The following is an 11,891-nucleotide window of genomic DNA, read 5'->3' on the forward strand; positions in this document are numbered from 1 at the left end:
AGCACTTTCTTATGAAGGACGATCACACTATTCATACAAGCGGCTATCCCGAATGGCTTCAATCTGAACTTTTGCCATATTCTTAAGGCCCGAATATTTTTCATCGGCCTGCAGAACGTCATAAAAAAGCTGAAGAGCACCGGTTCTGTCCTTGTAGTCATCGCTCAGAACAACCCCCAGATGGTAACGGGCAAAGGCATTCTGCGGGTCGAGCTCGACCGCTTTTTCCAGGGCAACCTTGGCATGACTGATCCGGCCGGTCCGTTTCATCAGAAGACCGAGGGCGATTTGCACCTCGCTATTGAGCGGCTCCAGGGTCGCCGCCCGCTGCAGATCGTTTTCCGCGACTGCATACTCACGTCTTTGAATGGCTAGGTTGGCCCGATTGATGAGGGCCGGGACATAGTCCGGATTCTGGGCCAGCGTTTTCTGAAGCCAGGCCTTGCAGTCATCCAGCCGATTGCGGCGCAAGGCGATGACGGCCAGGAGGTTGGTGAGGCGTGGATCATCCCGGCCCTTATCGAGGCCGCGCTTGCCAATAAATTCCGCGACATCCAGCTTTTCCTGCTCCAGATACGACTGGGCGAGGGCTCCGTAGGCTGGCAGAAAACCAGGGTCGCGTTGGAGCAGCTCGGTGAGGATATCGTGACCTTTTTTGCGGTTCTGGCTTTGGATATAGGTCAGGGCCAGCGCATAGCGATAGCGAAAAGTCTGATCCAGGGGGGGCTTTTCCATCTGGCCGAGGATTTTGCGGATGGATGTCAGATAATCAAAGGCACGTTCGACATTGTTTTCAGCCAGATAAAGATGCGTAAGTTCGAGCTGGGCATCGATCTGATCCGGTTCATCGCGCAGGATGTCTTCATAAATACGACGGGCCTCCTGGCGACGCCCGAGGGCCATCACATTGCGGGCCTGCCGCAGACGCTCGTCCACGGTGGCCGGAGGCGTGGCCTGGACTGCGCTCACAATCGCCTTTTGCTCCTGCGCATTGGGTGCGCGTTTATAGTAGCGCTGCCAGTCAAAGATCTGCTGAGGATCCATGTTTTCCGGCTTTTGCTGCATGCTTAAAGCATGGGCAGGTGTAGGCGGGAGGCTCACATCATCCAGCGTGTTCGTGTCGGGTTCTGAGGCACAGGCGGCCAGAGTCATGGTCAGGATAAGCAGGGAACGCATTAGTGACTCCACATGTAGGGTGTGGATGTTCCAACGGAAGCAGGGACTTCAATCTTTTCTTCCGTTTTGGGACCACCGGGTGCCATGCCGGAGAGTTTCATGGCGGATTTTTCGATCCAGACGCTATCTTTATAGCGATGAGGCTCCTTGTTGCGAACCAGAAGATTCTGGCTGAAATACTCCTGAGCGAGACTTTGCCAACGCTGCGCCTGATCCTGAAGCGAGCGGGAATTGTCATCACGGGAGCGGTCGCGCTGGGCCAGGACATTGCGAATGCTCTGGCTCATTTTCTCAGCCGTTTGCCCGGCACCAAAGCGGGCCCGTGTCGCCCATTCCGGATCCTGCGTGGCGATGGCCTTGGCATAATAGGCCAGGCTTCGCTCCAGGCGCTGAGCCTTTTCCTCCAGAGGCCCGACGTTTTCAAAATTCTGTTTTTCAAATTCCGCCAGCTGAAAATTGGCTTCACCGGCAATGGCCTGGAAGGTCGCCTTATCGATGTTCTCCTGACGCCGGGCGGTTTCCTGGGCCAGTTGCTTGTAAAGTTTGGTGGCTTCCTCGCGATCACCTTTGGCCAGCATCAGCCGGGCGATTTCCATTTTGGTTTTTAGTTTGGTGCCAGGGCGCCGGGAAATTTTCTGGGCTTCGTGGAGTGCAACGAGAGCCTGATCCCAGGCCTGGGTTTGCTTATAGTGCCCGGAAGCCCGGACCAGCGCATCGTAACGCCCGTCGAGATTTTTTTGATACTGAACCGCGAGCATGGCTGCACGTCCTGCCGTGCGATATTCATCCTCGGCCAAAGCCAGATCCTCGGCGCGTTGAATGCTGTTTGGACTGCGGGCATGACGAGGATGGTTTTCCACCAAAGCCAGATGGGTGCCTGCCGCCTCGCGGAAGCGCATCTGATATTCCTGGGAGCGGGCTTTGAGATAAAGCATGTCCGCTGTCCTGGGGCGATCGTCGCGGGCCAGATACTTTTCACTGGCCTTTTGCGCTTCATTCCAGGCGCCGCCGATGGCGAGATAGTAAGCGCCGTCGCGGTAGATATTGTCATAATCCGGAAGATCAGGGAATTCCTCGGCCAGACTCAGCAGCAGGCGTCCGGCTTCCTTGACCTCTCCCTTTTTATTCAGGCTGTCCCCGGCGTCCTTGGCCGCAGCCGACAGGACACCTTTCAATTCACTGCCAAAACCGGAGCCGAGTTCGTTCCAGTTCTCCAGTTTCAAATAATTTCGCGCCAGGGCCACGATATCCTGGGGTGTCCCGTTTTTGATGCGGGCCTGCACGAGACCGCGTATGGCCAATGTTCTTTGTCCCGGGGAAGGATCCGACAGGAGGGAGCGGCTCCAGTATTTCTCCGCTTCCACGTAGTTGTTCAGATCGCGATTCGCCGAGGCGGCAAGCAGAAGAAGATCCACCGTATGCGGACGCCCAGGAAAACGGTCCGCGAATTCGTCGATGCCCTGCTCCAGCTTGCGCAGCTTTTCCACCACCAGGGGATCCTTGCCGGGCGTGCCGCGACTTTTGGTGGTTTTTTGCAGCGACTGGCGCCAGATTTTTTCGCGGGCCAGAATCTGTTGATAGGAGGCGACTTCAAGATTCGCTGGTGTCACCTGACGATCACTCTTGAAATCCTCGTAGGCTTTGTCCGCCTCAGCCCATTGATCCGAGAAATAAAGACAGTGGGCACGACGCAGCTTCCACATTTCCGCTTCCGGATGCTGGGGTTTGCTGCGGATGAGGTTGTCATAAAAGGTCAGCGCGGTTTTAAAGCTCGCCGGAGAACCCTGCACCATGCCCTGCTCATAGGTTTGTGCCGCCAGCAGCTGAGTGGCCGCCAGGGACTTTTCCTCCATGTTCTGAATCACCTGCGGCTCGGACTGCTGGTGATCGCGCCAGAGGCTGTTGGCCGGCAGAAGCAGGGACAGTCTTTCCAGAGTGGCCAGATAACGGTCCTGCTGCTTTTGTTCCTTGTAAACATTGGCCAGCAGCATCAGGATGTCGGGCATTTCCTTGGCCTTGGGGAAGTTTTCGACCAGAAAGGGGCCGATTTCCAGCAGGTTTTCCTTGGCTTCAAGCCCCATCTGGCGATTCATGATACGCAGGCCGATGGCCGCTGCATGACCGCGAATGAGTTTATTGCGCAGGGTGGAACGAATGGTGGCCATATCGTCCTTTTCAAAGAGGGCATCACCGGCCAACTCCACGGCATCGGCTTCCACTTTTTGTTTCACCCGCAGGTTGCGGAATTCATGTCCCGGCTCCAGAAGCGCCACGGTTGTGGCAATGCACTGCTCAAGTTCAGCCGCGCGATAGGCGGCCCAGGCGATACGATACTGAAAACGCAGCAGCTCCAGATCCTTGTCCGCCACCTCGAGTGTTTTCAGAAGGGTGTGGCCTTTGCGATAGGCATTCAGCGCATCAACAGGTTTTTCCTTGGCGAAATAATGATCCCCCACGGCGAGGGAGGCATGCACCCCGTAAATGGAGATGCGGGCCTTGGCTGACAGGGCCTCCCAGATCGTGAACGCGGTCTCATTCTGTCCGAGGCCTTCGAGCAGGGTGGCTCTTAAATATTGGGATTCCTCCTGCAGGGCGAAAGCCGGGTGCTCCTTGTTGATTTCGGCCAGAAGGCTCAGAGCGATCTTTCGATATTCGTCGCCGGATTTCGGACTCTGTTCGTCGCGCAGGCTCGCGATATTCGCCTGGATCTGGGCCAGATTCAGTTTCACGTAAGGCGCATTGCCAGCCTCGGGATGGTTTTCCAGATGATGCTTATAGCGCGCCGCGGCCTCCTGCAGAAGGTCGAGTTCGCGATCGCGCTCCGCGGCATCCTGATAGGAAAATTCCTGGCGGATCTGATCCCAGGCTCCCATGGTCTGACTCTGTTGGCTATTGCGTCGATGGTTTTCATAGTCATCAAAGGAACGCCAGAACTGGCCATAAGCCTGAACGGATTCCGGATCAGGAACCTCAGGGCGAAGCGGACCGGCATACAGCATCCCGGAAACGAGCCAGCCCGTAAGCAGGGTGAATGGACGGATTTTATTCATGCAATGCCCCCTCCAGTTCCAGATCTTTCAGGCTCTCCTGCAGATCCGTTTCCTTGCGTTCCTGCTCTTTGCTCGACGCGGCACGCTTTTGCGCCTGATTCATGGAACGCTGCCACTGCAGATCGGCCATCCATTTCTTGGCCCGCGCCTGCTGCTCATTGATATGAAAACTCAGATGATCCATGACCGAAGGCCAGGCCTGGGCGGTCAGGTTTCCGAGACGGCGTTCCAATTCCAATTCCCGGCCACGCAGCTCCGCGAGCTTCTGATTGAGTTGATCGAACGTTTTCAGCTGAGCGTCGAGCCAATCCTTCTCCCGCTTTTCCTGCTGCTGAATGTAATGGAGGACCTGGCCGGCGATGGTGCGGAAGCCATTCCAGGTCTGCTGGTAGTCCTCCTGCGCGTGCTTTTTCATGGGATGATTGAAGAGATCCCGACGTCGCGAAAAGATGGCTTCAGCATCCAGAAATTCCTGAGCATTCAAAAGGAGCCGCTTCCGGGTCAGCTGATAAGGGGAATCCTTGAGCTGCTGAGCGAGCATGTTGCGGCGATGGTTTTCCACCAGGACATGAGCACGAGCCTGCAGGGAAGCGATCTGACGGCTGAGATCCCGGGCGAACTGAGCATATTCCTGAAGTTTGGCGTGATTGGTGGAGTGTTCCTTGAGCATGATAGGGCTCAACGCGGCCTGATGACTTTCGAGACGACGGGCCAGCTCCCCGAGGCGCAATGAGGTGCGGCTCAGTTCCTGCCAGGTGCCGGTATGTTTGCGCCGCCATTCCTTGTTGATGTCCTGCAGTTTCACCCGGCGGGCCTGGGAACGATCGAGGCTGACTTTTTCCGCAGAGCTGAGCTGTTCGTTGTAAAGATCACGTTCTCCTGCCACCAGACGCTCGCCCAGCTGAGCCCACTCATCAATGAGAAGATTCAGCTGTTTGTTGTGATGCACGACACGGGGTCTGAGGTCAGGATCCAGGACGCGGCCCAGAGTCAGCATCATGCTGCGCAGTTCGTTGCGATGCTCCTGGAGGATTCTGGCCTGATGTTCGAGTTTTTGAAAAAGGCCACGGCTGCGGTCGATCGTCGGGGAACGAATGGCAAAGACTTCAATATGCTCATCAACGTCCTGCAGATCGCTGCTATTGACAGCCAGCTTTCCACGGGTCGTGACCTCGAGCCAGTCCTTGAGCTCCGTCAGCGCCTTGTCGCGATCACGCATCCTCGATTCCGCGAGATCGAGATGCCCGGCCTGGTAGAGGAAGAGCGGGAGACTTTCCTTCAGCTCATGAGCTTCCGCGGTATTGGGATAGTTGCTGATATAGCTCTGCGCGAATTGCCCGGCCTCAGCAAACTGCTTGTTTTGAGCCAAAAGCAGCGTGACTTCATAAGCAGCGAGGCGGGTCGTGAGTCCTGGAAATTTGACTTTCGCATACCACTGCAGCGCATGCTTTGGCATTTTGCGCGCGGCATAGAGGCGACCGAGGTTCAGTGCCGCCAGGTCACGGATCATGATCAGGGACTCATCGCTGACACCGGCAACCTCGAGCCAGATCTTTTCCGCGTCCTGTTCCTTGCCCTGCTTCATGGCGCTCAGGCCGGCATAGAATGAGGCCTCGGCCCACAATCGTTCCGAAGCTTTGGTGCTTCTGACTTTTTCAAGCCAGCTGTCCGCCAGCCGATAGTTGCGATTGTGAATGGCTGACATGGCCGCGAGCAGATGAATCTCCGCACGAATTTCCGGAGCCATCTGCAGAGCGGTGATATCGGCAAGAAGTCTCTGCAGCTGTGATCTTTGTCCCTCCGACAGCTGTTCCTGAATCAGGAGCACACGACGGATCACTTCAAGGAGGCGCAGGTTTTCATCGCCCTGCTGGGTCGTAAAGCTGCTGAGATAACGGAGCCAGGCCTTGCCCGCGCGGCTGATCTGTTTCAATTCTTCATAGGCTGTTCCCAGCATATAGTGGGCGCGCATATAGCGTTCCTGAGGCAGCTGCGGAGCCTGGTTGAGGACATAGTTCAGATTGCGGATAACGGCGATATATTCCCGTTCCTTGAGGTTTTGCTCGGCCAGAGCAAAGGCCTGGTCCACTGCGTGAAGGACCACGCCCATCGTTTCCTTGTCCTCGGCGGCCCTCAGGGCCTCCATGCGTTCCTGCAGATGGCGCGTGGCCTGGGGCAGGTCATCACGGATTTCTGAAGCCACAAGGGATGAGGAAAGCACAGCCAGACCCGCAAGACCGAGTCTGAAGTCCGGAAGCGCAGGAAGGCGTTCCTTAGGGAATCTGATAATTTTCCAAGACGGCCTGGGCATGGATGTTCTGCTTTTCAGGTTTCGCGAGTTTCAATCGATAACCCTGACGGAAAGCTCCCGTTGGGACCACCACTTGAAGATTTTGATCGTAAGCGTGATAGAGATTCTGATCGAGCGGCACGTTTCCTTCATGGCGTCTGACGATCCGGCCCTTCAGATTCAATTCATGCGTACCGGGCTCCATGGGGCCGGCATAGAGAAGAATTTCCGGACCAGGCATCCATTGGCCTTCGTGGTCCTGGGTTTCGTAGACGGGATGCGTGTCGATGGTCAGTGCCATGGATCGGACGACCATGGCATTGGGATCTTCGATCACGAGTTTGATTTCAACAAAGTTCCCCTTGTCCGCCATGGCCAGAAAATCGGATTTGAGTTTTTCCACCTGGCCCGAGAGTTCATCCGCATCCTGCTCGAGTTCACGGAGGTCCTTGGCGATGGCATCAAATCCTGGCTCCAGGGGGAGCGGAGCGGCCATGACGCTGGCCGGCATTTCAATGCGCTGCACGGGTTCCTTGCTTTTTTTCGGTCGGGAAACCGGTGGCGCAGTGATGCGAAGGGTGGCCGCCTCCTGTTCCATCAGCTTGCGTTCAAGCCGATCCAGAACACTTTCGGTGCTTTCACGGTGCTTGGGACTGGAGGCCGCGAGGGAGAGCAGGCCGGTGATCAGCAGGAAAGAAAGATGACGCATATTAACGATCTCCTCGGGCGACTGTGGTGCTGCGCAGTTGCTTCAGAGAACGACGGACCTGAGCAGAGAGTTCCTGAGGAACGATGATTTCAAACCCTGTGGGCAAGGGCCTATGCTTATTGGCGAAGGCTTTCGGCAGAATGCACTGATTGTATTCCTGTAAAATTTCCTTTTTGAGTGGGGTCTGCGTGATCAGCTGATGCACGGACACGGGCCGTTCCAGACGGATGTGATCGATCTTCAGGGGATTTTTGTGAGTATTGGCCTGCTCTTCGTAGAGATCCTTATACACCTGCCGTGCGGCCAGGAACTCGCTGTAGAAGTTCCGGCTGGCAAAACCGAAGCTGCCGGCTTTGTAGCGGCGTATGATATCATCCAGATTGCTCGAGCCCACGGTCCGAACCGCGCGCTGCATGCCACCTGCCCCGTGATTGTATGCCGTGATGGCCAAAGGCCAGATTTTTAATCTTTTATGGTTTTGTTCGAGGAGCATAGCGGCACCATAGGAAGCCTTGAGAGGGGACAGCCGCTCATCGATATAGCTGTTCACCGTCATGTAAATCCTTGCAGTATTCGGCATGAACTGCCAGACGCCGGAAGCCCCGACTTTGGAAAGAGCTTCACGGTTGAACATGGACTCGACAAATGCGATGCGGGTCAGTTCATGCGGCAGATTCCGGTTGCGGAAGATGCGTTCCATATAGGGCAGATAGGAATCGGCGCGCTCCGCCGCGCGGGCGAATTCATCCGAAAGGCCCTGCTGGGTCCGCAGATAGATTTCCTCGGTGAACAATCGGGACAGGGTTTCCTTGCGTTTGCTATAGACCTGCAGGACGCGCTGCTCCATGGGCCCGTATTCGAGGGCTTTTTTGCCGATTTTTTGCAGGCGCGTGATGGCGATCTGGTAGCGTTCCACATAGCGATTGAGGATATCACGCTTCTCGTTGCGATTGAACGAGCGACCATTATTGTATTTCTGTTTGAAACTATCATAGTCGACAACATCAATGATGATATCAACGTACTCGGGATCGTGGATGACGATCGCGGAACTTTTATAACGACGGAAGATCTTGACCCAGAACTCCGACTGCGCTTTCACCAAAGGTGTAGCGGGAAAGGTCTGGTCCGAATCGATGAGTTGAGTTTCGCTCTCCGTCTGACTGAAGCCGCTGGCGGTCCAGGTCGTCAGGCTGAAGAGTAAAGCTACGGTTGCGAGGCGCATGGCACAACCTTCCTGAATGGCGTGATTCTCCTATGTACATCTTAATCAGCCTTCCCGGAGCTGGGCAGGCCGCCAAATTTCTGACCAAAGGGTTTACAGGCCCTGGGGACGTGGATAGACTGTGGGAATTTTGGAAACCATAGTGACCAAAGAGGGTTGAGATGATCGATCACATAGGTTTGACTGTCAGCGACTTCCGGAAAAGCCGGGACTTCTATGTCAAAGCTTTGGCGCCTCTGAATTATGAGATTTTGATGGAATTTCCCAGTTCCGGAAGCGGCGCGCCTGATATCGCAGGCTTTGGGGAGAAACCGCATCCGGATTTCTGGTTGAGTGTGGGCCCGGTCCAGGCCCGGCTGCATGTGGCGTTCCGTGCCAGGTCACGGCAGATGGTGGACGCGTTTTATCAGGCAGCCCTGGCTGTCGGCGGGAAGGACAACGGCGGGCCCGGCCTGCGGCCGCAGTACCATGCGAATTATTATGGGGCGTTTGTGCTGGACCCGGATGGGCATAATATTGAGGCTGTTTGTCACAATCCGGAATAATTATTGGATGTCATTTAAAATCAAGAATTGACCTTCGCGCTGGAGTTTGACGGTGCATGGTTTTTCCTTGGCCATGAGAGTGCGATCGGCTTTTTGGTACTCAAACGTGGTTGTGAGTTTGATATCACAAAGCTCCTGAATAAGGTCGCCGACTTTAACCCCGAGACGGGGCAGGTCCTTGTTATCGTGGAAGGCGCGGATTCTCATGCCCAGGGGGATGCGGTGCGGATCAAGGACCCATTCCACCGATCCACGGTTAACGGTTTTTTCAGGGCTGGATCCTGTGATGTTAACGACGGAGGTTCTCTGGTCCTGAACAAAGGTTTCCCTATAGGTTCGTTTGCGGGCTGTGATGAGAAGAAAATCGCCTTCGCGTTTGCCATTCAAAAAGTTCCCATAACGAACATCGCCGCTGGGATAGGTGACCGTGGCTTGACCATGGAACCTGGCGTCCTTGAATTCCCCACGATATGTAAATCCCGACTTGAATTTCATGGTACCACTGCCGTTGGGAAGGTTGTCATCCCAGAGTCCTTCATAGGAAATATATTTGGGACTGTCCTTCCAGACTTGCGAACCATAACCTTTGCGCATGTCTTCAAACCATTCGCCTGAGTATTCCCGGCCATTGGCGTATTTCATGCGGCCTTTGCCGTGGCGTTGGCCGTTTTTCAATTCACCCGTGTAAACGTCGCCGTTGGGATAGGTGATGTCAGCCGCGGCGAGTCGTGCCGCGGTGCATGTTAGGATGATCAGGAAAAGCCAATGAAAGCGTGGGAACATGGGAAGCCTCCGGCCAGGTGCTGTCTGGTCTTACCTGGGAAGGGCGCCCAGGGCTAGAGGCGGGTACTCATTTTTCGTTCTCAGGTGGGGAAGGGTGTCGAAATAGCGTGATTTATCCTGTAACACCAAGAACCAGGCTGAGTTCATAAAAGCCCTGCACCAGATAAACCACACTGATGAGCAGAATGATCCGCCGTGACCAGAGCTGAAAACTCTGATCATTGGCCTTGTCCAGAAATTTTCCCCCGAGCACTGTCCCCAGCAGAGCCACCCCGCAGACCGCAAGAATTTCACTGCTGGAGAAGGCGGCCGTGGACAGCATGGATCCGTAATATAAAAGTTTCAATCCATGCCCCAGCGCCTGTGTGATGGCTTTACTGGCGACGATCTGATGGCGGGACATGCGCGTATGCAGATAAAAAATATCGAGCGCCGGTCCGGAGACACCCGAAGCCAGCTGCAGCGTCGTCACGAGAAGGCCACAAAACACAGCATGAAGAGGCTTTTCGATGTCCAGCACCATCAGTCTTTTGCCATAAAGTGCAAACCATGGCATGGAACCCATCAGCAGATAAATCAGCCACCGTTCCGGTAGAAACTGAACAGCATAAAGAAGAAAAACCGCCCCTGCGGCTCCCAGTCCATAGGCCGGCAGGATTCGCCACGCCACATGCCGGATGTGAAGCAGCACCCGTGATCCATTGGCCGCCATCTGCGCCAGACCATGAAGCATCATGGCCGTTCCCGTCGGCAATACCAGAGTCAGGAATCCCATGAGCAGCATGCCGCCACCCATTCCCAAAACTCCTGATAGTGTGCTGGTGATTGCAATGGCCAGGTAGACGCCGAGCCAGGTCAAACTCATGGAGGCTCCTCTGTTATCCATTCTCAGGATAACAGATTACCGGAGCTGGTAAAGCGCATCCACCGGGCAGGACCCGGTGTGCCATGACAAGCGGAACTTATTCCGGGGAAACGGGAACATCAGGATCCCGGGCGTCAACGATCGACTGCGTCGGGAACTTGAGTTCCTGAGCATAACCCGGTGTCTGGCCTGCGGCGAGTTCGGCGATGGTCCGGGCGAGGAAATGCCGGGCTTCGTCAACTGTTCGGCTTCGCTGAACGACATCAAAAGCAACGTTCAGAGAAACGATATTGTTCTCCTCCTTATCGCAGGTGGCGGACATCTCCCCATCCGTGCGGCGGATGACGATGCTGCCATCGAAAGTTCCCACGTCGTTGAACCTGTCAGTGGGAACCCGGAATGCGATCACCTGCTCCAGAAAATCCGTGTGTGGCTTGGGCATGTTATGAGGCACCTCCTCACGTCGCAGTATGGTGCGCTTGAAAGGACCTCTGTTTTCCCAAACGAGCATTTTGGATGTTGATTCGTCGGGCATTCCATATTTCTGTGCGAGCACGCGCGCCAGATCACGTGGCTTCTCAGGCCAGCCTTCTGTCAGCTGGTCGATGACCACAGCCTGTTCCTGAGCGGGAGAATCGCCCGCCCAAGCATGGGTGGGCAGGCCGATGGAGCTCAATAAAAGAACCATGGAAATTCCAAGTCCGGGCTTCATATACATGGAAAACCTCCTTTGAGAGTGAATTCGATGGCATCATAGTGCGGCCGGCCTCACTCGACAATGGAGCAAGGTTATCCATAGTGAAAGGCTGCAGGGTCTTAGGGTGAAATCACCACGTGTGGGGAGGATAAGGAACAATCCGTGAAATTACGACCCGGCCTGGGAACGAAGCACCTTTTCAACAAGAGCCTTCAGTTGCCCCATCATGATCGGCTTGCGCAAGTATCCATCCGTAAGAGCCTGAGTCGCAGCATCCGGGGCAACGGCTGAACTTACTATGATGGGCAGCTCTTCTTTCGGAATGTTTTTTCTGATTTCACGGATCATCTCCAGCCCATCCATATTAGGCATCATGATATCAGTGACGATCAAATCAGGTCGTGACTTTTGTAAACTCTGAAGCCCTTGAGCCCCATCGCTGGCTAAATGAATATCGTATCCAGCCTTGCTCAGAAAGATTTTAAGCAGGTGCTGAAGATCAGGTTCGTCTTCGACGATGAGGATCGCCGTCATAAAATCAATGCTCCTGC

10 protein-coding genes are annotated in these 11,891 nt (G+C 55.1%); 1 reads left to right on the top strand and 9 read right to left on the bottom strand.

Annotation, left to right across the window (positions count from 1 at the left end):
• Positions 1-27 precede the first annotated feature (27 nt).
• Genes OLTU_RS02125 through OLTU_RS02145 form a run of 5 tightly spaced genes read right to left on the bottom strand, consistent with a single transcriptional unit; the run spans position 28 to position 8,450 of the window.
• Positions 28-1,176 carry a tetratricopeptide repeat protein gene (locus tag OLTU_RS02125; protein WP_141731113.1) on the bottom strand — a complete coding sequence of 383 codons (1,149 nt, stop codon included), beginning with the start codon at positions 1,174-1,176 and terminating at the stop codon, positions 28-30.
• Positions 1,176-4,226: an ATP-binding protein gene (locus tag OLTU_RS02130; protein WP_141731114.1), complete on the bottom strand. Its 3,051-nt coding sequence runs from the start codon at positions 4,224-4,226 to the stop codon at positions 1,176-1,178. Before OLTU_RS02130 ends, OLTU_RS02125 begins: the two co-directional genes overlap by 1 nt.
• A complete protein-coding gene (locus tag OLTU_RS02135; protein ID WP_218109789.1) occupies positions 4,219-6,537 on the bottom strand; it encodes a tetratricopeptide repeat protein in 2,319 nt (772 codons plus the stop codon). The genes OLTU_RS02130 and OLTU_RS02135 overlap by 8 nt, the downstream gene beginning before the upstream one ends.
• Positions 6,500-7,225 (bottom strand): hypothetical protein, encoded by a 726-nt coding sequence (locus tag OLTU_RS02140; protein ID WP_141731116.1) that lies wholly within the window; start codon positions 7,223-7,225, stop codon positions 6,500-6,502. Before OLTU_RS02140 ends, OLTU_RS02135 begins: the two co-directional genes overlap by 38 nt.
• 1 nt (position 7,226) lies before the next feature.
• Entirely contained in the window at positions 7,227-8,450 is a 1,224-nt protein-coding gene (locus OLTU_RS02145; protein ID WP_141731117.1) for a lytic transglycosylase domain-containing protein, read from the bottom strand.
• A gap of 161 nt (positions 8,451-8,611) precedes the next feature.
• Between OLTU_RS02145 and OLTU_RS02150 the strand changes: the two genes are divergently transcribed.
• Complete coding sequence (locus OLTU_RS02150) at positions 8,612-8,995, top strand: VOC family protein (protein ID WP_141731118.1); 384 nt, start codon at positions 8,612-8,614, stop codon at positions 8,993-8,995.
• On the opposite strand, the gene OLTU_RS02155 is transcribed toward OLTU_RS02150, so the two are convergent.
• The 4 genes from OLTU_RS02155 to OLTU_RS02170 form a co-directional block, all read right to left on the bottom strand.
• A complete protein-coding gene (locus OLTU_RS02155; RefSeq protein WP_141731119.1) occupies positions 8,996-9,778 on the bottom strand; it encodes an MORN repeat-containing protein in 783 nt (260 codons plus the stop codon).
• 112 nt (positions 9,779-9,890) lie between these two features.
• Positions 9,891-10,643 carry a TSUP family transporter gene (locus OLTU_RS02160; protein WP_176736260.1) on the bottom strand — a complete coding sequence of 251 codons (753 nt, stop codon included), beginning with the start codon at positions 10,641-10,643 and terminating at the stop codon, positions 9,891-9,893.
• 97 nt (positions 10,644-10,740) lie between these two features.
• Positions 10,741-11,361, bottom strand: coding sequence for a hypothetical protein (locus tag OLTU_RS02165; RefSeq protein WP_141731121.1), 621 nt, complete (start codon positions 11,359-11,361; stop codon positions 10,741-10,743).
• 147 nt (positions 11,362-11,508) lie between these two features.
• On the bottom strand, positions 11,509-11,874 hold the full coding sequence (locus OLTU_RS02170; protein WP_141731122.1) for a response regulator: 366 nt from the start codon (positions 11,872-11,874) through the stop codon (positions 11,509-11,511).
• Positions 11,875-11,891 lie beyond the last annotated feature (17 nt).

It is taken from the genome of Oligoflexus tunisiensis (assembly GCF_001748245.1).
In the GTDB taxonomy this organism is placed as follows: Bacteria; Bdellovibrionota_B; Oligoflexia; order Oligoflexales; family Oligoflexaceae; genus Oligoflexus; species Oligoflexus tunisiensis.

Coding starts and splice junctions, on each gene's coding strand:
- OLTU_RS02125 (WP_141731113.1), bottom strand. CDS start 1,176: ATGCGTTCCCTGCTTATCCTGACCATGACTCTGGCCGCCTGTGCCTCA.
- OLTU_RS02130 (WP_141731114.1), bottom strand. CDS start 4,226: ATGAATAAAATCCGTCCATTCACCCTGCTTACGGGCTGGCTCGTTTCC.
- OLTU_RS02135 (WP_218109789.1), bottom strand. CDS start 6,537: ATGCCCAGGCCGTCTTGGAAAATTATCAGATTCCCTAAGGAACGCCTT.
- OLTU_RS02140 (WP_141731116.1), bottom strand. CDS start 7,225: ATGCGTCATCTTTCTTTCCTGCTGATCACCGGCCTGCTCTCCCTCGCG.
- OLTU_RS02145 (WP_141731117.1), bottom strand. CDS start 8,450: ATGCGCCTCGCAACCGTAGCTTTACTCTTCAGCCTGACGACCTGGACC.
- OLTU_RS02150 (WP_141731118.1), top strand. CDS start 8,612: ATGATCGATCACATAGGTTTGACTGTCAGCGACTTCCGGAAAAGCCGG.
- OLTU_RS02155 (WP_141731119.1), bottom strand. CDS start 9,778: ATGTTCCCACGCTTTCATTGGCTTTTCCTGATCATCCTAACATGCACC.
- OLTU_RS02160 (WP_176736260.1), bottom strand. CDS start 10,643: ATGAGTTTGACCTGGCTCGGCGTCTACCTGGCCATTGCAATCACCAGC.
- OLTU_RS02165 (WP_141731121.1), bottom strand. CDS start 11,361: ATGTATATGAAGCCCGGACTTGGAATTTCCATGGTTCTTTTATTGAGC.
- OLTU_RS02170 (WP_141731122.1), bottom strand. CDS start 11,874: ATGACGGCGATCCTCATCGTCGAAGACGAACCTGATCTTCAGCACCTG.